General features: G+C 32.5%; 19 protein-coding genes. 3 read left to right on the top strand and 16 right to left on the bottom strand.

Annotated elements, in window-relative coordinates; translation table 11 throughout:
* Positions 1-244: 244 nt before the first annotated feature.
* The 3 genes from EV145_RS10155 to EV145_RS10145 form a co-directional block, all read right to left on the bottom strand.
* Positions 245-970: a DUF4198 domain-containing protein gene (locus EV145_RS10155; protein ID WP_133525105.1), complete on the bottom strand. Its 726-nt coding sequence runs from the start codon at positions 968-970 to the stop codon at positions 245-247.
* 323 nt (positions 971-1,293) lie between these two features.
* The gene (locus EV145_RS10150; RefSeq protein ID WP_133525104.1) at positions 1,294-1,857 is read right to left on the bottom strand and encodes a PepSY-associated TM helix domain-containing protein; all 564 of its coding nucleotides are present in this window, start codon (positions 1,855-1,857) and stop codon (positions 1,294-1,296) included.
* 94 nt (positions 1,858-1,951) lie between these two features.
* On the bottom strand, positions 1,952-4,276 hold the full coding sequence (locus EV145_RS10145; RefSeq protein ID WP_133525103.1) for a TonB-dependent receptor: 2,325 nt from the start codon (positions 4,274-4,276) through the stop codon (positions 1,952-1,954).
* A 238-nt stretch (positions 4,277-4,514) separates the two neighbouring features.
* Here EV145_RS10145 and EV145_RS10140 point away from each other — a divergent pair, with 238 nt between their 5' ends.
* A complete protein-coding gene (locus tag EV145_RS10140; protein ID WP_133525102.1) occupies positions 4,515-5,675 on the top strand; it encodes an MFS transporter in 1,161 nt (386 codons plus the stop codon).
* 70 nt (positions 5,676-5,745) lie between these two features.
* Here the strand turns inward: EV145_RS10140 and EV145_RS10135 are convergent, their stop codons facing one another.
* From EV145_RS10135 to EV145_RS10110, 6 genes are all read right to left on the bottom strand, one after another.
* Positions 5,746-6,234, bottom strand: coding sequence for a hypothetical protein (locus EV145_RS10135; protein ID WP_133525101.1), 489 nt, complete (start codon positions 6,232-6,234; stop codon positions 5,746-5,748).
* A gap of 23 nt (positions 6,235-6,257) precedes the next feature.
* The gene (locus tag EV145_RS10130; protein WP_133525100.1) at positions 6,258-6,755 is read right to left on the bottom strand and encodes a hypothetical protein; all 498 of its coding nucleotides are present in this window, start codon (positions 6,753-6,755) and stop codon (positions 6,258-6,260) included.
* Positions 6,756-6,759: 4 nt separating this feature from the next.
* Positions 6,760-7,236: a DUF6265 family protein gene (locus EV145_RS10125; RefSeq protein WP_133525099.1), complete on the bottom strand. Its 477-nt coding sequence runs from the start codon at positions 7,234-7,236 to the stop codon at positions 6,760-6,762.
* A gap of 132 nt (positions 7,237-7,368) precedes the next feature.
* The gene (locus tag EV145_RS10120) at positions 7,369-9,669 is read right to left on the bottom strand and encodes a type IA DNA topoisomerase (RefSeq protein ID WP_133525098.1); all 2,301 of its coding nucleotides are present in this window, start codon (positions 9,667-9,669) and stop codon (positions 7,369-7,371) included.
* 269 nt (positions 9,670-9,938) lie between these two features.
* A complete protein-coding gene (locus EV145_RS10115; RefSeq protein ID WP_133525097.1) occupies positions 9,939-11,039 on the bottom strand; it encodes an acyltransferase family protein in 1,101 nt (366 codons plus the stop codon).
* Positions 11,040-11,183: 144 nt separating this feature from the next.
* Positions 11,184-11,612, bottom strand: a complete 429-nt coding sequence (locus tag EV145_RS10110) for a copper resistance protein NlpE N-terminal domain-containing protein (protein ID WP_133525096.1) — start codon at positions 11,610-11,612, stop codon at positions 11,184-11,186.
* Between the two features lie 266 nt (positions 11,613-11,878).
* On the opposite strand from EV145_RS10110, the gene EV145_RS10105 reads away from it, so the two are divergent.
* Complete coding sequence (locus EV145_RS10105) at positions 11,879-12,895, top strand: hypothetical protein (RefSeq protein WP_133525095.1); 1,017 nt, start codon at positions 11,879-11,881, stop codon at positions 12,893-12,895.
* Positions 12,896-12,983: 88 nt separating this feature from the next.
* On the opposite strand, the gene EV145_RS10100 is transcribed toward EV145_RS10105, so the two are convergent.
* The 7 genes from EV145_RS10100 to EV145_RS10070 form a co-directional block, all read right to left on the bottom strand.
* Positions 12,984-14,894, bottom strand: a complete 1,911-nt coding sequence (locus EV145_RS10100) for a S9 family peptidase (protein ID WP_133525094.1) — start codon at positions 14,892-14,894, stop codon at positions 12,984-12,986.
* 258 nt (positions 14,895-15,152) lie between these two features.
* Positions 15,153-16,619: a hypothetical protein gene (locus EV145_RS10095; RefSeq protein WP_133525093.1), complete on the bottom strand. Its 1,467-nt coding sequence runs from the start codon at positions 16,617-16,619 to the stop codon at positions 15,153-15,155.
* A gap of 71 nt (positions 16,620-16,690) precedes the next feature.
* The gene (locus tag EV145_RS10090; RefSeq protein WP_133525092.1) at positions 16,691-16,930 is read right to left on the bottom strand and encodes a hypothetical protein; all 240 of its coding nucleotides are present in this window, start codon (positions 16,928-16,930) and stop codon (positions 16,691-16,693) included.
* 18 nt (positions 16,931-16,948) lie between these two features.
* Positions 16,949-17,443 (bottom strand): SRPBCC family protein, encoded by a 495-nt coding sequence (locus EV145_RS10085; protein WP_133525091.1) that lies wholly within the window; start codon positions 17,441-17,443, stop codon positions 16,949-16,951.
* An 18-nt stretch (positions 17,444-17,461) separates the two neighbouring features.
* Positions 17,462-17,818 (bottom strand): lysozyme inhibitor LprI family protein, encoded by a 357-nt coding sequence (locus tag EV145_RS10080; protein ID WP_133525090.1) that lies wholly within the window; start codon positions 17,816-17,818, stop codon positions 17,462-17,464.
* A 203-nt stretch (positions 17,819-18,021) separates the two neighbouring features.
* Positions 18,022-18,351, bottom strand: coding sequence for a hypothetical protein (locus tag EV145_RS10075; RefSeq protein WP_133525089.1), 330 nt, complete (start codon positions 18,349-18,351; stop codon positions 18,022-18,024).
* A 434-nt stretch (positions 18,352-18,785) separates the two neighbouring features.
* Complete coding sequence (locus EV145_RS10070) at positions 18,786-19,265, bottom strand: hypothetical protein (RefSeq protein ID WP_133525088.1); 480 nt, start codon at positions 19,263-19,265, stop codon at positions 18,786-18,788.
* A 632-nt stretch (positions 19,266-19,897) separates the two neighbouring features.
* Between EV145_RS10070 and EV145_RS10065 the strand changes: the two genes are divergently transcribed.
* Positions 19,898-20,452: an REP-associated tyrosine transposase gene (locus EV145_RS10065; protein WP_133525087.1), complete on the top strand. Its 555-nt coding sequence runs from the start codon at positions 19,898-19,900 to the stop codon at positions 20,450-20,452.
* Positions 20,453-20,570 lie beyond the last annotated feature (118 nt).

Below are 20,570 nucleotides of genomic sequence, written 5' to 3'. Positions count from 1 at the left end.
AGAATAATTAAAAATAATTTTGCGCAAATATAATCAGGTGTTCGTTCTTTAACAAAGTTTATTTAGATTAATTATGATTAATATTATAACTTATTATTTGTTAATTACTTATATATTTAATTAATAAGAAAAATCTTTTTAATATAATGAGTATGGGTCGCTTTTTATGTTAAAAACAAAAAAAAACCTCACTGAACAAGCGAGGTTTTTTGGAGGAATTATGTTGATCAAAAGAAAAACGCAATTATTTTACAGTGATTAAATAAGTAGCCATTTTCCAGATTTCATCATATTTTTTGCCATTATGATCACCCGAAGCTTTTTCAGTATAAGCAAATTCAACCATATAGTTTCCTGGCCAGATTGGTGTAAATGAAACTTCTCCGTTTTCATTGCTCCATAATTCTTTTTCCCATCCGTTTGGAGCGATTACTTTCATTTTTTGCTCTTTTGCAATTTTACCTTGATACAAAGCATTTACATTAATTTTTGTGTTTTGTTTTGCTGTTAAAACATCTTTAGAAAATAAACTGATAATATTTGTGTTTGCTACAGCTTCATTTCCTTTCGCAGCATTTCCAACGGTAACAGTAGCACTTGAGTTATAATCTAAAACCATAGTTCCGTAAACATCTTTTACTTTATGATGCATTGCAATAGTATAAACGCCATCTTCATCTGGAGTAAAAAAAGCTTGGTATTTATTGTCTAGTGCTTTTGATGTAAGTTTAATTTCTTTTTTTGATGGGCTGATAACTACCAACGAAAAATCTTTTAAATCTGAAAACCATTTGTCAGCTTTTGTAATATCGTTATCTGAAAATTCTCCAAAATAAACTGAAATTTCTTGTGCTTTCCCTTTAACTCCAGTAGCTTTTGTTTCGATCCAAAGTGCGTGAGCAAATAATTGAGGGCTGGCAATTAACATTAAAAATAAAAATGCAATTGTTTTTAAAGTTTTCGATTTCATAATAATTTAAGATTAAGATTAATAGTTTTAGAAAATTCTTGGCATTTCAAATGCAGAAGAAATCAATAATTGACAAGCTTTACTAGCCTGCCGAAATTAAATGCAAATATAAAGTTTAAAATCAGTTTTACAATTCTTATTTAGAATAAATACTAATAATGTTTGTAAAAAGAACTAAAGAAGAAAGATGCCTTATTTTATAAAGTGAATCTAAAAAATAAATTTGAATTTCGAAGGAAAAGTTTCTATTCGCTCTAGTTTTAATTTTGAATCTGTTTTCTGAGGTCAACTTCTATTTTTTGCTCTTTTTTTCAGTATGTGCTTCAAGAGTTTACAGACGATTTTTTCTTTTTATTATTTCGCCCCCACCAAAGTATCAATCCTGTAATCAATGAAATGATAAATATAATAGTAGCAGTTCCTACTATTGGGTCGCCTATTTCGCTCCTTAAGCAAAGTGTCTGGTGAAGCATTCTAACAAAAACAAAAAACTCAAAATTATAATTTTCGAGTTTTTTGACACTTCCGGTATAAGGATCTACATACACATAGGTACTTTGATAACGGTTCCAATACCAAATAGCATCTTTATCTAATTCTTCAAAAAACCAGATGATGGCTGTACGTTTATCGTCATTTAGCACTCTGCATCCAGAAAGTGTCTGTTTTGGATTAATTTTGTTTGCTTCCGTTGCAATCTGTATTAATTGGCTAACCGGAAGTTTTTTGTTTTTTATCTGATCAACATAATAATAGTCATGAATTATTGGGCGCAATTCTTCTTCAAAAACATACAAACAGCCTGTAATACCAAGTATAATCACAATGATGCCTGAAGATAATCCCAGCCATAAATGCGTTTTTTTTATAAAATTTTTAAATGTCATGTTTAGTAATGCTATAGCAGTTTAAATAATGCCACTATTGTTATTAAAAAAACACCTCATAACTTGTGTATAGAGGTGTTTTAAAAATTTAGGTTTAAAATTTAAGAATTAAATTGGCCAGTATATTTGTGGGTGCCTGCGATGTGCCCCAGAAATCCCAGTATTTTTCATTGCTGATGTTATTAAATTTCAATCCAACTCTCCAAGTAGAATGATCATAATAAACAGATGCATTGTAAGTAGTATAGGATGGCATATAGAAAGTATTTTCGGCAGTAAAATAGTTTTTATCAACATAATTTGCGCCAGCTCCAATTCCCAAACCTTTTAATTTGTTTTGGAAAGTATAAGAAGTCCAAAAGTTGACCACATTTTCAGGAGATCCTGTTGCTTTGTTTCCTTCAATAGCAGCAACAGATGCTTTTACAATTCTATTGTCATTATAGCCATATCCTGCTACAATATTCAATCCGTTGATTGGGTTTGCAATTAATTCAAAATCAAAGCCTTTGCTTACTTGCTTGCCATCCTGAATCGTATATCCGGCAGCATCAACTCGTGTAGCATTGTCGATTGTAATGTTGTAATAACTTACAGATCCTGTCAGTTTTTTATGAAAAGCTTCTGCTTTTATTCCGCCTTCATATTGTACGGCATAAATTGGATCTAAAACTAATTGTGTAGCATTTGGCTGTGTTACAGGCTGCATATTTTGGAAACCGTTCATATAATTTCCAAAAACTGAAACCTGATCTTTTACCAATTCATAAACTAATCCAAGTTTTGGTGCTAATGCAGTTTGGTGATAACCTTCAACTGTTCCAACCTTTTCACGATCAAAATTATCAAGACGTAAACTTAGCATAGCAGAAAGTCTATCAGTAAAATTAACCACATCACAAGCATAAACACTAAATGTTTTTTGATCTGCAACCGGAGATGCAGTCAGCACAAGTCCAGCATCAACCGCTTTTCTTCTGATAGGAGCAAAGTTGGTTGTGACATCAATATTATCAAGCGTAAAGGTCGTTCCTCCAGAAAAATTTGAACTGTAAAGTCTATAATTTACACCTGCCAAAAATTTATGTTTAATACTTCCTGTATCAAACTTTCCGTTTATGTTTTCCTGAATGTTAGTGTAGTTATTATAAATAGGTCCCCAGAGTCCAACTCTTCTTGCAACTTGGGTTGGAGAACTCCAAACAGCATAACTCTGGTAACTGCGTTCTACATCTTCGCCTACAAATGAGAAAACGGTGGTTGATTTCCAGTTTTCAGACAGTTCATATTCTGCTTGAGCAAAAACTTTTGTCGCTGTCGATTTTGCGTCGTTATCATCATGAAACATAGATTTTCTATAATCTATTTTTAAATCATTTGGATTTGTAATTCCCGAAGTCGTCGCATACGTATTATAAGTGCGTCTTGTGTTGTTTACATTATAAAGCTCAGCATCAAAGTTGAAAGTAAGTTTTTCTGATGCTTTATAAGTAAGGCTTGGTGCAAAAAGCAAAGTATTATTAAAGCCATAATTAAGAAAGCTTTTCTCTCGGTTAACGGCCATATTGATTCTGAACAAAACCGTTTTGTCCTTATTCAATGGCGTATTTACATCAGCTGTAAGTCGGTTCAAATTATAGCTTCCCGTTGTATAGGATATTTCGGTAGCAGTTGTTTCAAAAGGTTTTTTTGTAACTAAATTGACAACACCTCCAAATGAAGAAACAGACGAACCAAATAAGGTTCCAGACGGGCCTTTCATGATTTCAATTCGCTCCACATTTCCAAGATCTACAGAAGAACGGCCCGAAGCCGTTTCCATTCCATTTCTAGCATTTACTCCTGTAGAAAATCCTCTAAAAATTACTCCAACTCCTCCAGAAGGATAACTGATTGAAACAACTCCTGGCGAATTCTGGACAGCACTTCTAATATCTACTGCAACTTGCTCTTGCAGAAGCTCTTTATGGATAACGCTGTAAACTTGTGGGTTTTCAAGATTTTTTAATGGCATTCTGGCAACATAATCTGTTTTTTTAGAAACGATGCTTTTTTTACTGCTTATTACAACTTCTTGAAGTTCTTTATTAGAAACTTTCAATTGCAGATTAAGCGTATTGGTTTCGTTTTCGGTTACAACAACTGTACTTTCTGAAGTTTCATAACCTGTCAAAGATATTTGAAGGGTATAATTTCCTGCTTTTACTCGGTTAAACTCAAAAGTACCGTCATCATTGGTAGTCGTACCGTATTTAGAATTTTTTAAAATGATATTTACACCGGCAGCCGCATCGCCGTCTGAAGTAGTAATTGTTCCTTTAATTTTCCCATGATTTTGTTGGGCAAATAGGCTTAAAAACGAAAATAGAAAACTGAATGAAATTAGAAAACGTGTTGTTCTCGGTTTAAAGTTATTCATGATTATTTTAATTGGTTTATAATTAGTTTTTATTTAGAATAAATAAAAACAGTGCAAATGTAAAAATTAATATTTCCTTAACAAATATTATTTTACTTGATTTGATATACTTTTTGTTATATAATTACCGATTTGCTTTTTTTAAAAAGCTGGCATTTCAATTTTTATTCAAAAACCTTAGAAAAGGATAGAAGTTCGTTTTTAAAAGCCTTAATTTTGCAGTCAGAAAATTGACTTCATGATTTTACCTTTCTTAAAAAAGTATCAAAATACCCCCAAAGGCTATCGTATTGCTAACACGGTTTTTTTCTTTCTCTCCGGAATTGGCTATTCGTCTTGGGTTTCCCGAATTCCACATATACAGGCACAATTGCATTTGTCTGAAGCGCAATTTGGAGCTGTTTTATTCGCCTTCCCTATTGGTTTAATGCTTACAATGCCTTTTACAGGAAAGCTTTTAAATAAATACAGCAGCCGTTATATCATGCTTTTAGGGGCAGTCATGTTTAATATTGTACTGGCTTTACCGGGTTTAGTTGCCTTTGTATGGCAATTGGTTATTGTGCTTTTAATTTTTGGAGCTTCTCGAAATATTTTCAATTTGTCAATTAATGCGCAGTCGCTGGAGGTTCAAAAATTGTATCCAAAATCAATTATAACGCGTTTCCATGCGGTTTGGAGTATTGCTATTTTTACAGGTGCTGGTTTGGGTTATGTAATGGTTACACAGCATGTTGCACCCTCGCATCATTTATTAGGAGTAAGTGTTTTTATGATGGCGCTTACGGCTTGTTTTTATCCAATGAGTATTCATAATGAACCTGTTCCGGTCAAAAAGAAATTCTTTTCAATGCCTGAAAAAAACTTAGTAAAGTTTGCCTTGATTTGTTTTGTTTCAATGGCTTGCGAAAATACAATGTACGATTGGAGTGGGATTTATTTCGAAAATATATTAAAAGCTTCGCCAAAATTGACCAGCGCTGCATTTGTGTTTTTTGCAACGGCAGTTACTTTAGGACGCATATTTGGAGATTATGGCGTAATGAAATTCGGAACTAAAAAAATCCTGCTTTACAGCGGTATTTTAATTACAGTAGGTTTTGGTATTTGTTTTATTCTGCCCTACATCTATCCAACTATTTTTGGCTATATGTTAATAGGGTTTGGGGTTTCCTGCGTGGTTCCGCTAGTGTTCAGTATTGCTGGAAGATCTTCAAAATTAAGCAGTGGTTCGGCATTAACTTCTATTTCTACTATTGGTTATCTGGGATTTTTATTGGTGCCGCCAATGGTGGGTTTTATCTCTGAATATTTAAGTATGAAATGGGCTTTTTTGGTTATGGCGCTTTTAGGTATTCTGATGATTTTTATGGTGAATAAAATCGGGGAGAATGAATAATTTTCAATCTAAACTGGACTGAAGTCCAGCTCTACAATATTTTTCGAACCTTTGGTTCTTTTTCTATTTATTAAAATTCCGATTGCCCAATTTCAGCTAATTCGTCTTTTTGTTCTTTTGTAATTTTTTCTTTCAGATTAAATGAAACGTTCATTAAAAGCAACGCAATAATATTAAAACTAAAGGCAGCATCTTTTGGGTCAGAATTCCATTTAAAATTGAACGTTGTTAGCCCTGCATTATAAGTAAGCAAAGTATCTTCAGTTAAATTCAAACCGAAATAAAAGAACATTCCTGATGTATATGCAAAGGTGAAGCCTAAAACAGAAAAACTGATTATTTGCAAGGCTTGATTTACAATAGATAAATTTAAACCCTGCATATACTTTTTTTGAAGTAATAAAAAGCCACAATATATTGAAAATGAGTAAATTGTTAAAATGAAAATGTTTAAAACACCAGCATTTCTTGTAAAGTATAAACTTAAAAGAATTCCAAATGAACCTCCAATAATTTGGTAAATTCCAAAGATTTTAATTCGTTGTTCTGTTTTTTGCATTATTGATTTTAAAAAAAAATATTTTAATGTTGCGTGATTTCTTTTTGAATTAATTTATTTGTCCATTTTGAAAAGAAAATTACAAGTCCAATAATTAAAAAAAGTGATCCGGTTATGATAAAATTTAAGTGATAATTATCTACAAAACGACCTATTGCAAATAATCTAAAATAATCCCAGCCCAGAGAAGTAAATCGATATAAAAGATAAATTGTTATTAGAACGATGAAGCTATTTAAAACAGACCATTTTTTAATTTTTGATATTACAATTGATATAATAAAAGCAAAAACAATTCCTGCCAAACTATAAACACCTGGCCAAAAATTAAAAAAAGCGATTTCTGCAGGAGTGATTCCAAGTTTTTCATGGTTTTTCATAACATATTGAGGACCATGGATATCTGCTAGTTCAATCAGTTTAATGTCGTTGAGCCATGAAAATGTCCGAAAAGAAAATATAATAAAGTAAGCCGCAATGAAATGAAAAATTATCTGGATGTAATTTATTTTCTGTTTCATTGATTTACTTCTTCGTCATCACAAATTTCTCAGAACTCGGTTTTCCATTCAATTTCCCAGAAATCTCCGCTGTCAAAGTATTATTTGCACCTTTTGTATACGTAATTTTTTGAGGATAATCGTGTTTTGGATTTTCGAAAACTAATTTTTGATCTGTTTCAGAAGTTGAGGGAAATGAAACAGGTTTGTCGTCATTTTGTCCTTTTACAGTAGCCTTATACGTCAGCGTTTCTCCTAATTGAGCGAGAATAATAGATTCAAAATGCAAAGTATCTTTTCCTTTTATAAAATACGAAGAAGCACTAAAAGTACTGTCGTTTAGTTTTTGCCAGTTTTCAGTCAAAACACCGTCAGGCGAAGTGTTTTCCCAGTTTCCGATAAGCCAGTCGGCAACTTTGATTTTATCTTTTTCAACGGATTCTTTTTTCTGACAAGAAACAACAGTTAATATAAGCGCTAAAAGAGTAATTTTCTGAAACATAATGTATAGGTTTTGATAATACTAATGTATGAAAAAAATAGAATTAGATAATGTGGCAATTCGAAAATTAGACAATGTCAATTGTTGAGATATATTTCTACCCCATAACTCATAACCTTAAACTTCTATCCTTTAACCACAAAGTATTGCATAAACCAATTCCTTAGTTGGTTTTTGATCTTTTAGTTTGGCTCGAACCTCATCAAAAGATACTTTAAAATCGCAGCCGAGTTTATAATCGCTGCAGCCGTAAGCTGTTTTTCCTTTTAAAATAGTTCCTTTTTTACATTTCGGACACATTAAATCATCTGATGATTCTTTTGGAGTTGACTTCGCTTCGGTTTTTTTGGGCTCTAATTTGAGTTTGTAATTTTCTTCAAAACGAATCAAACCTTCAACCGTTCCAGAATCGGTTTTAAAGCCTTTTATGTTTACTGTTGAACCTTTTTGTACCAATCGTAAATATTGGCTTTCAGTGATTTTTTTATCCGAAAAAACAAAAGGCAGTACAAAATCACAGCCTGATTTATATTCGCTGCATCCAAAAGCCGATTTCCCTTTTATCAGATTTCCTTTTTGGCATTTCGGACAAGTTTCTGCCAAAATTCCTCCCGTCGCTTTCTTTTTTTCTGGTTTTACAACCGGTTTTTGAATGGTTGCAGCATGAGAAATATTAGCATGTCTAGTTTCACTTCGAACTTCAGTAACCAAAGCTTCAACCATGCGTTTCATGTTTCGGATAAAAGCAGCAGCGGTAAAAGTGCCTTTTTCAATATCTTTCAATTGTTTTTCCCAAGAACCTGTAAGTTCAGCCGATTTAATCAATTCATTCTGAATCGTATCAATCAATTGAATTCCTGTTGTTGTTGGCAAAACTTGTTTTTTATTTCGGACAATATATTGCCTTTTAAAAAGTGTCTCAATAATATTCGCACGTGTTGACGGACGTCCAATTCCGTTTTCCTTCATCAGTTCGCGTAAATCTTCGTCGTCAACTTGTTTTCCTGCGGTTTCCATGGCACGCAGTAAAGTTGCTTCGGTAAAATGATTGGGTGGTTTGGTTTCTTTTTGAAGAAAAGAAGGTTCATGTGGGCCTTTTTCACCCACAACAAAACTCGGTAGTAAATCGGGTTCTTTTTCTTTTGCATTCGGATCTTCAAAAACAATTCGGAAACCTTTTTTCAGGATTTCTTTTCCTGTGGCTTTAAAAGTAACATCGGCTGCTTTTCCTATAACTGTAGTATTGGCAACTAAACAATCATCATAAAAAACTGCAATAAAACGTTTTACAATAATATCATAAACCTGCTGTTGGTTGTACGGCAGATTAATCTCGATTCCAGTTGGAATAATAGCATGGTGATCGGTTACTTTTTTATCGTTGAAAACCTTTGGTGATTTCTTGATTTTTTTTCCTAAAAGCGGTTCTGTTAAATGAGCATAATGCGTCAGTTTTTGCAGAATCCCTGGAACTTTCGGGTAAATATCTCCCGGAAGAAAAGTAGTATCAACTCTGGGATAGGTGATGGCTTTTTGCTCGTATAAAGTCTGTGCAATTTTAAGCGTTTCTTCTGCGGAAAACCCGAATTTTTGATTGCAATAAACCTGTAAACCTGTTAAGTCGAAAAGTTTTGGTGCATATTCGTTTCCGTTCTTTTTATCGACCGAAATAATTTCGAAATCACTTTCTTTTACTTTTTCGGCCAAAATTTCTCCATCTTCTTTTTTTAAGAATCGGCCATCTTCATAACTAAAAAGTGTTTCTCTATATAAAGTCTGCAGTTCCCAATACGGCTGTGGTTTGAAATTTTCAATTTCTTTAAATCTTTCCACAACCATAGCCAATGTTGGTGTCTGCACACGTCCAATAGACAAAACTTGTTTGTAACCGCCGTGTTTTACGGTATACAAACGAGTTGCATTCATTCCGAGAAGCCAATCGCCAATCGCTCTTGAAAACCCGGCGTAGAATAAGTTATCGTAGTTTTCAGAAGGTTTCAGGTTGTCAAAACCTTCTTTTATCGCTTCTGTGGTTAGTGATGAAATCCATAAGCGTTTTATTTCGCCTTTGTAATGCGCTTCGTTCATTACCCAACGCTGAATCAATTCTCCTTCTTGTCCGGCATCCCCGCAGTTTATAACCAATTCGGCTTTGTCAAAAAGGGTTTTGATAATTTTAAACTGCTTTTGTATTCCCGAATTCTGAACGACTTTAGTTTCAAATTTTTCAGGAAGCATTGGAAGATTATTTAAGTCCCAGCTTTTCCAATGCGGTTTGTAATCGTTAGGTTCTTTTAAGGTGCATAAATGGCCAAAAGTGTAGGTTACAGCATAACCATTGCCTTCGTAATATCCGTCGTGCTTGGTATTGGCACCCAAAACGGATGCGATTTCGCGTGCTACACTTGGTTTTTCAGCAATACATACCTTCATTTTCTCCTTTTCTTATTGAGGAGCGAAGTTAGGATTTTTTTTGGTTTGCCACAAAGACGCTAGGACGCTAAGGTTTTTGTTTTTGGTTCACGCAGCGTCGCAACGTCGCAAAGTTTATGCTGCTAGTAAAGCTTAAAAATTAATCTCGCAAAGTCGCGAAGGAGCAAAGTTTTCTTTTACAAAATTTTAAACTTGGTGTTTTCGCGACTTTGCGTGAAAATTTCGCAGTGCAATTGAAGCTTAAAATTTAATTTAGAAAACATCAATTTTTAAGCCTTCTTTCTTCTCTCCGTTAAATATTTTCGAATTGGCGTATCATAAAAAGCCATAGTTAAATAAGCGATGCCAAGAAGAAGAAGTGTTCCAATAATTATAATAAAAGCCAGTTGACTTGTTTCTGGTTTGTACTTCGCATAATAGCCCGCAAATACCCACATTACGGCATAATGGGTCATGTATAACGGATACGATATTTTTCCGAAGAAGACACATAACTTTCTATAACCTTCTGATAGTTTTGCTCCGGCTCCCAATACAATTAATAGCGGAAAATAAAGCAATACAACGAGAGGTTCTGTAAGCCAATTCCAGTCTGTAAAAGGCATTAAAAGTGCTGCTAACATTAATATTGATAAACCTATAAACCCCAGTTTTGTATTAAGAATCCAGTTGGAGCGATAAATTAACATGCCGGCTAAAAAAGAGTAGGAAATACGGCCAAATCCATCCCAAAAAGTTTCACCGCTCCAGCCTCCCATAAGCGAACCGCCAGCGCGATTGCTGATAAAACAAATTCCCAAGGCAGCAACAATGGTTAATGAAAAAAGAACGCGACGGCTCAGTTTATGAAGGAAAAGAGCATAACAAATATTAGCAATATATTCCCAAAATAAAGACCACGCAGGCGCACTTAAACCGAATAAATTGAAATAACGATCTGGCATTACGGGAAACGGAATCAAAAGAAGAGAACTTATAACAACCAGAATTAATTTGCCAGTTTCGTAGTTTTGAAAATGATTATTGAACGGATCAAAAATAAAAGTCAGCAAGCCTAAAATCGAACCAAAAAGAACCAAAGGATGTAATCGGATTAACCTTAATTTGAAGAATTCAGTAAGACTCATTTTGCCAATTCGATCATGATAAGCATAAGCAATAACAAATCCGGAAAGACAAAAGAAAAAGTCGACCGCTAAAAAACCATGTGCAATGAAATTTTCCTTTGGCGGATAAACGATTTCCATAAAATGAAAAACTACAATGGCTAAAGCGGCAATTCCTCTTAAGCCGTCAAGAATTTCAAAATGTTGTTTTGGTTTTACCGTTTCAGTATTCGAATTTTCGTTTAGTTGAATTTGGGGAGTCATATTAGCCTTTCGGTTTTCAATTTAATAGTTTGATAGTTTTTAGTCCATCTCTACAAAGATTCATTTTTCTATTGATAAAAAACAAAAAGCTGCAAAAACATTTTCTCGCAGCTTTTTAGTTTTATGTGAAAAATTAAAATTGTGCTATTCTTTAAAAATATCAATTCTGCTCATCCAAAAAATTTCTGATTCTAAAAATTGAAGTTTTGTTTTAACGATTTTATCGCTTTTATCTCTCGGATTTTTAGTTATAAATCTTGCGGTTGATTTATTAAAATCTAAAGTGTATTTTTCATCAAAATCTTCTTGTTTATTCGAATAAAACGTTATTAAATCACCTTTTGCGCTCCATTTTCCTTTTCCGTATTGGTCTGTTTCTGCGGGAACTCCGCCTTGTAATTTTGAATGCGAATGAAATACAAATGTACCATCTGGATTTAAAGTCAAAGTGTATTCGATTTTATGTTTTTCTCCATCAGAAAGTATTCTGTTGTAATTGCCTGCAAACTGACTAGTTTGTGCCAATAATGTTAGGTTTGAAATTAAAAATAGAGCAATGATTAGCTGTTTCATAAGTTTGGTTTAGATATAATGAAAAATAAAAATAAGTAAAAATCTTCTGATGATTTGTAATTAAAATTTATATATTTTTGGTTTGAAATGTGTTTACTTATATTAACTAAGATAGTGCTTTATTTTTATGATTTTGGCATATATGTTGATTAAGTAGTATGCTATTTTGTAAATATAATGTATTAAAAACAATGATTTGTATTAAATAAAAAAGCACAGTTCAATTAACATCAACCAAATCACCAATTAAGAAATCACTACTTTTTATGAGCAACTCTACTACAGAAACCAGTTTACCGAAATTCTACAACATTACCGCATTAATAGCCTTTATTTATGCTGGTTTTACAATTCTCTTTGGAGTTTATAAACTATTTTTTTATGTTGATAAAACATGGTTTCATGGTCTTACAGCAAATAGTTTATCCCTTGTAAGCACTTTGGTTTGGATGGGAATTCTGATCGTTTTTAAACTTTTTCTAAATAGAATTCTAAAATATAAAAAAGCAGATTCATTGATAAATGTTTCTTTGGTATTCTTATTAATCGGACTTTATTCAGTGGTCTTAGTTGTATTTAAATCGGTACAGCTATATTTATCTCTTGAAGGGGAGCAAGATATTAATTCCTTAATGTCTTTTGCTTCAATCTCTATTTCAAGTGCCTTAGTGCTGGTTTTTTCTAATATTGGATTGATAATTGTTAACATTTTATTGGGAATTCGTATCCTAAAAATTGATATTATTTTAAAGAAATTTTTCCAGGTTTTGGGTTTTTCATTAATATTACTGGGTGTATTTTCTGCATTTGCAGTTGTATCTATTACAGGTAGTGAAGTACTAACATTTTTGCTGAAAGCTTTTACGGCAGCTGTTTTAGGCTATATTTTGAAGGAAGCTTCTCAAATGGATTATGCTGCTTTACCAGTTTCCAGAGAGCCTGAAAAAACGATTGATTTGAGTATTTCTCAGGGAAATTCTAATGCTAAAATTTCATCTCAAAATGGAACTGAAAAAATAGAGAAAAGTACTATTTTGAACAGAAAGAAGGAGGCAGCGCCAGCGCCGGAAGTAGTTCCTAATATTGATATTAACGATCTTGAAGATAAAGATGTAATACTTTCTTATTTTGAGAATTTGTCACAAGATGAATTAAAAAGGTTAGAGATTGTTGTTGCTAAAAAATACACGCAAAGTTTAAATGAAGATCAAATCAAGAATCTTGTGATACAGCACATTGCAGAGAAAAAAATGTACGACCATAATCGATTTGCGCCAAAATAAAAGAATTTTGATGTAATGTTTATGAAATAAAAAAGCTGCAAGAAATACACTTGCAGCTTTTTGTTTTATATAAACTTAGTTTTTAAAACTATTTGCTGTTTTGTTTTAAATGTTTACCAAGGAATTTCTCCATAGCCGAATAAAAATCAAAACGGTTATTCTGATTTCTGAAACCATGTCCTTCATCATTTTTAACCATATATTCTATCACAACGCCTCTTTTTTTCAGCGCTTCAACCATTTGGTCGCTTTCTGCTTTGTTGACTCTTGGATCGTTTGCGCCCTGCGCTATAAACAATGGTGTTTTAATTTTGTCAGCGTGCAATGCAGGCGATGCAGATGCAAGCAGTAAACTGTCTTTTTTAGGATCGCCCACCATTTCATGAAACTGATCCAAGTAAGGTGTCCAGTAAGGCGGAATCGTATTCATGAAAGTAAACAAATTACTAACTCCCACATAATCTACCGCAGCAGCATATAAATCGGGAGTAAAGGTAATTCCGGCAAGAGTGGCATAACCGCCATAACTGCCACCGTAAATAGCAATTCGTTTTTCATCGGCGATACCTTCTTTTTTAAGCCATTCAACACCATCTGTAACATCGTCTTGCATGGTTTTTCCCCATTGTTTGAAACTTAACTGCCAAAATTTCTTTCCGTAGCCCGTACTTCCTCTGTAATTCATTTGTAAAACAGCATAACCGCGATTGGCTAAAAACTGAACTTCCGGATTGTAATACCAGCCGTCTCTTGCCCAAGGTCCGCCATGTGGATTGATAATTACGGGCAGATTTTTTGGTTCAATGCCAAGCGGCAGCGTTAGGTAACCATGAATTTCTAAACCGTCTCTTGATTTATACGTAATAGGTTTAATATGGCTCATTTGATTTTCCTTAATCCAAGGATATGGATCAGCAACCTCTTTAATTTCAGTTGATTTAAAATCATACAAATAAAATTTCCCTGGAGTTCTGTCATTTCCAGCCCAAACAATAGCTTTAGTTCGAGCATCATCATAACTTACAATTTCGGTTTCGTAGCCTTCAATTTGTTTTTTCAGATTATTGTTGATTCCTTCCCAATCCTTATCAAAGAAATGTTTTTCTTGTTTTTCTCCTTCCCAATCAACAGAAACCAAAGTTTGTTTTTTTCTGTCGTAGGTAATGCCGTCTAAATCGTATTTGCTGTCAGCAAAAAGTTCTTTTACATTTTTTTTGCCAACAGGATCATATTCAACCAAAACCACTTTGTCCTTTCCGACATTGCTGAGTGCATAAATATTCTTATTGTTTTTATCAAAAGACGAAGGCGTAAAAATATCTTTGAAAGTCGTCGTGATCAAAGGTGTAAAAGGTTCTTTATCTGAATTTCTATAATTCCATGTAATGTTTACACCATCTGTTTTTGACGCAAGGCGAATAACACCATTATTGTCGGTAACCCAGCCGTCGTAGTTTTCTTTGTTGTCATAAAGGAGTGTCAAAGTTCCCGTTTCGACATTTAAAAGATACGGGTCAAAATATTCTTTTACCCTTTTGTTGATCTGTACAATCAACTCTTTTTCTTTTCCTTTAATGTCAAGCAAAGCATCAGTAATATCGCTTCTTACGCCAGGAAAAGGAGTTAATTTTTTTAAATCTGTTCCGTCGGCTTTAACCGAAAAAAGCTGAAAATTTTCATCTCCGCCAATGTCCTGAGCATAAACAATTCTGTCGCCTTTCCAGAAATAATTGAAAATACTTCTCAAAGTGTCATTGGTAACACGAACTGATTTTTCTTCGCCCACTTTTTGAACAAAAATGTTGGTTTTTCCTTTATAATCGGCACGATAACTAAAATAATTGCCATCGGGCGAAATTCGGAAAGTGCTTTTTTCTCCATTTTTGAAAAAAGTCTTCACATCAATTAATGGGGCAGGAGTTTCTTTTGGTTCCTGTTTGCAGGAAATAAAGAGTGTTGCCAAAACAACTAAAACGGATAAAACGGATTTTCTAATCATATTTTGCTTTTTTTGGTGTTTCTAGAATTATAAAAGATTCTTTAATATACAATTTTAAGGTTTTGTATAGTATTGAAAATGTGGTTTGTATAATTCCAAAAGTAAGAAAAAGTTTCTGATATTGGATTAGAGAAGATTTAAAATATTTAACCGAATTTTTTTGTTGAGAGGGAACTAGAAATTAAATCAAAATAAATACTTTACGAACTATAGGCTCACATTGCTTCGAGGCAAACGGACTAAAGTTTTCAAGAATACTTATTCTACAATTTTTACATTTAAATTCAGATCTTTTATTGCTATTTTTTGTTCTCTGTTTAGAATAATAGTTCCGTCCGAAAGCAAATCAGGATTTATCATTTTCAGTTTGCTAGTAAAGACATTTTCTATAATTCTGTCATCAAAAACGGCAAATTCTATTTCATTCTTTTTTTTCAAACTTAATCCTGTAACACCACCAATATAAAGTATGGATTTCCCGTCTGTGAGGTAATTTGAATTTTCGATTTCTCGAAGATTTTTCAGATCCAATTTTGAAGTTTCAACAGGCATTCCATTAAAATACAGTACATTTTTATATTGAATAAATTGATTCTTGTAGATTTTTAGATATTTGTCATCAAAAGCTTTATTGGTTTTGGTTTCAGAATGATAGAATAATGGTTGGCCTATTTTTGTTTTCTTTTTATTTGTCAAAATGTAATTCTCGTTGTTGATTACCGCAACCAAATCCATTGATTCTTTAGGATTACGTTTATTAAAAACAACCGAATTGTTTTCCTTTACAAAAGGAAGCGATCGCGAATATATTTTTTGCAGATTACTTCCCGAAAACAATACAGGAAACCACATGCCGAAAACTCCTTTTCCGTTTTGGCCGCTATAGCCATAATTTGCATTGGTATAAATGTTTTTTCCATCAGTAATTAACGACTGTCTGTTAGTGAAATGTATTTCAATTAATTTTTTAGGATCGATGTCTAACTTTTTTATTTCCCTGTCAGCTATTGCAAAAACTTGATTATTAAAAATGATATAATTTTTTGAAATTTTGGGAACAACTTTTTTTGCATCAATTATTTTTTCTGATTTATCAATATAATCTCTTTCATTGCTTTTTGCGTTTTTCTTAGCATGCGCACCAAAAAAGTAAAGACCGTTTTTGTCAGCATAATAATTTCCGGCTAAATGCTTAATCGAGTTTTCATCGATATTTAATTTCACAGGATTAAGCTTGTACGTTTCTATATCCAGAAAAAAGAGTTCGCCGCTTTTTGCTTTATAGATAAAATCATTTAGCGGCTTGTAGTCGGCAATATGAATTTGCGCTGGCGTTACACGGTAAGAAATGCGGTAAATATAATTATCGTCTCTGCAGATCGACCAAATATCATCACTGTAAATCAACTTTAGTTTATCTAAGTTAAACGGAAAGGGAAAATACTCTTTAAACAAAATGCTGTTTCCAAGTACCAATAAAGTTGTTTTTTCGTAATCGATTTTTGGGTCTTTTTGGTACGTATATCCATCCCAAGTTTCACCTCCAACCATAGTGTAGGTTCTAACTTCCTTCAATTTAGGAACAAGCATATAATCTCCAATAATGAAATCTTTTACAGTGTCTTTAGGAGTGCTTTTTACAACGTCTTTTTGTTTTTCATGGCCTTTACAAGAAGTGAAAATAGATAATAAAGTAAGAAATAGTACGAGTTTATTTGGGTTCATCGGTTAGGTTTAGTTGTACGGTCGTTTGAGAATATTTTTTAGGATTGATTTATTTTGAAGCGATTCATCAATTACGCATTAAAGATGATCAATAGCATTATCAAAGCGCCAAAAAATAAAACGCCAATCATATGATTCATTTCACTGTTTTCATCTTTTTTCTTGTTGCTTACACTTGGCGACCAGAAACTTGAAAATGTTCTAAAATCATTGTCATTTAGCAAAGTTGATAAGTTGAAATACAGAAATCGTGCAGAAGCTCCCAAAAACTCGAGAATAATTCGGCCAGATAGTATTGCTATAAAATCCATTTTGAAATAGTATTTAACTTAGTTGTTTATCATTGGGTTCAAGTCGCTGTCTTTGTTTCGTAAATCTAATCCACCCTCGTAAACCGATTTAAGATTAGTCAAATAAAAATGCCAGCCGTTTGAACAGCCCAACCTAATATTTTGTTTCGAACTATCATCAGTTGGAATATTATGATGGTGGAGTTCAACGATCGTATAGCCATTACTTTCGCTCAATTTTATATCAACAAGACAAGTTCCTTCAAATGTAAATTGTAAGTAGTCCTTTCCGTTGGCAGCCATTATTTTTCCCTTCATTGCGTCTTTGTATAAATACCAAAGCCATTCATAAGTATTGCCTTCTGAAGTATTTTTGTCTTCGCCAATTGGTTCTTCATTTGGATTAAAAAAAACTACTTTTTCGAGAAACCATTTTTCTAATTCTGCTGCAATTGTCCAAGCATTATAAAGATCGCCGATTGTAGCTTTAATGGCTATTTTTTTGGTGAAAGATGTCCAGTCGAAGTTTTCCATGATAAACTTAAATTTTTATTAGCGGTTGTAATCGTCTAAATTTCTTTTTAGATCTTTAATTCGATCTTCGGTGCATTCAGCCAGACAGGTATAATATACTAATGGCTGAATACTACCTCCTTCAGATCCTTGTTTTTCAAAATCACATTTCGAATCTCTAAATTTTATCCAGTCTTTCTGCGCTGTAATCAGTAAATTTTTCTCTTTTTCATCTAATTTTTGTACAAGTTTCTTGTACACTTTGTTAAGTTCATTATCCGCTTTTTTTAAATTATCCATAGCGATCTGATTCATTTCGAGTTGTGTTTGGGCAAATAAAGTAGTGCTAAAGCTAAACAGGAATAATATGGAGAAATATAGGAAGAGATTTTTCATTTCATTTAAATTTTACTGATTTACGGTTTTGAGAATGCGTTCTAAAACTATAAACAAAGCTCTTATAGATTGATTTGTTCTTTGTAAATATAAATAAAAGCGATATGATTTTTGTAGCTTTTGTATTTGATGATTTTTATTGTTGCAGGCATGGATTGCAAATCTGCGCTATAGTATTAATGCGATTTGTTATTTTCCATATTTTAATATACGTAGTTGTAATTACCCTCAGAAAACACATTTCCTGTAATCGCATCAATTTGTATAAAAGGACAATGATTACATTTTTTAGAAATATCCCAGTAATACAGTTTTCTTTTTCCTTTTTTATACCCTAGACTGGTTTTTGAGTAGCTATAGGTTTTAAAAAATATGTCTACACTATCTCCAGTAATACCATATCGTTCAGCAATTTTTAAAGCCTGACTTTCGGTAATCTTAATTTTATTTTCGTCTTTTTCTTTACAAGAAGTGAATGAAAAACAAATTATAAATAGAAGAGCGATTATTGTAGTTGAAAAATTCTTTTCCATAGTTGAAATCTACATTTTTGTTAAATTCTCTGAGTTATAACCATAACTTACCCCGCTGCGCAAATGTCTCTAACTTTGCGCCAATTTACTATAATTTATTCAAAGCAACGACGTCTCAAAGTCTCTGACTTTAACTCGTTCATGCTTATAAAAATAATTATTTTAGATCAATTCGTAAAAAGTCGGGAGACTTTTGACAGGATTATGGTTTTAAGATGAAAAAAAATACGCAAAGTCAGAGACATTTGCGTAGCGTTTCATCAGATATTCTTCGCGGAGCGGGCATTTTTTTTACAATTTAGATTTGAAGAAAAAATATTTCTTTGTCAACAAATTAGTTTGTTCTCTATTTAAATATAAAAAAAACTACATGATATTTGTAAAAGAAAAGTCGCCTAATAGGCGACTTCTTTTTAATTCATAATTTATCAAGCTTACTTAGTTAATCTAACATACGGGCTGTCGAAACGTTTTGTGCCTTCTGAAACAAGCTTACCATTAAGCCAAACATCTTTAGGATAAATAAAGGTTTTGCCTCTAGCAAAAGTAGCTTCAATCGTATCTGTATCTTTTTCGTTCCATTGAATATAGGTGATTGATTTACCATTTTCGGAGTGATTCAGACCTACTCCAATAACATATTGTTTTCCTTTTTTTAAAATCCTGATATTTTTAGGATAGTCTAAATTACCTTCAAAAAATTCCTCAGTAACGCCATTTACTACATAAAATAATTTTATTTGGGATTCGTCTAAATGATTTGGGGTTTCTGGATTTAAAAGATCTTCTCCATCGGCATTAAAGACTGAAAAATCAATATCTGTATTAAGATAAAAACTGTTAACATCATTGTCATCTTTTGAATCGCATGCGAAAAAAGTTGTAATTGTTAAAATAATCAATAGTTTTTTCATAATGTTATGATTTTATGTTATAAGTCATTTCTAGGGCTTAGTGAAGTTGCTAATTTTTTCCTGATTAATTGTTTCATAATGAAAAGCTTAAGGTTGTGATTTAATTTAGTTAAGTAGAGGTAATTTCTTACATTTGTGTAAAATAAAATAAAGCAAGATGCTTAAGTAACCATAAAAAGTTTTTTTTGTAATAAAATAAGACAAGAAGAAGATTACTGATAGTTTGTAAATCGGCGCTATGAGGTAAAAATGACCTTTTTTTAAGCTGTATTTCCTCAATAAGACCGAAATTTGTATAAATCAGCTGTAATTATTTTGATATTAAACTAACAATATGAAAGAAATCAGACATTACGATGCAGTTTTCAAAGAGAATGCCGTACAGTTAAGTTATCGAAGAGAACCCGATCGCGCAGATTTATCTCAGAAACGTTAGCGCGGATTTGCAATCCGTGCCCACAAAGATTGGTTTGGATTAGTTCTCTTTGCAAAAAATACCTTTAGCATATATATATTTCCGCAACGATAGCGCAGATTTGCAATCTGTGCCCACACAGTAATTCCTTAACTATTCCAAAAATAAAAAAGTAAAATTTTCTATTATACTATTTATTTTTGTAAGAAAAAAGAACGTGTCGACAAAATGCAAAGCAACAACAACTGAGGAAGCATATTTTATAACTGTAACTGCTGTAGGATGGATAGATATTTTTACAAGACTAAATCAGAAAAACATCTTAATAAGTGCTTTAAAGTATTGTCAGGAAAATAAAGGTTTAGAAATTTATGCTTATTGCATTATGAGCAGCCATATTCATTTGCTTTGCAAAGGAACGAATGGTTTTGTGTTATCTGATATTATTAGAGATTTTAAAAAATTTACATCAAAAAAAATAATACAAACTATAATAGATGAACCTGAAAGCAGAAGAGAATGGATGCTTGAATATTTTCAAAAGTCCTGTGAACATTTAAAAAAGAACCAAACTTATAAAGTATGGCAAAATGGCTACCATGCAGAACATATTTACAGCAATAAATTTATTAAGCAAAAAATAGATTACATCCATAACAATCCTGTAAAAGACAAAACTGTTAGTTCCGCTGAAGATTATTATTTTAGTTCGGCAAGAAATTATTCAGGATTAGAAAATGATTTAGATGTTGTTTTGTTATACTTATTTTAAAAACGCTCTACTGTTGCTTTTACTCAGCTTTGCGAGCACAGATTGCAAATCGGCGCTAAGGAGCGAGTTGATTAATTCTCTTTGTAAATATGAAAAAGCACATATAATTTGTGTAACT

It is taken from the genome of Flavobacterium sp. 245, assembly GCF_004362055.1.
Taxonomy (GTDB): domain Bacteria; phylum Bacteroidota; class Bacteroidia; order Flavobacteriales; family Flavobacteriaceae; genus Flavobacterium.
Note: the sequence above shows the minus strand (reverse complement) of the source record. Positions and strands in the feature narration are given on the sequence as shown.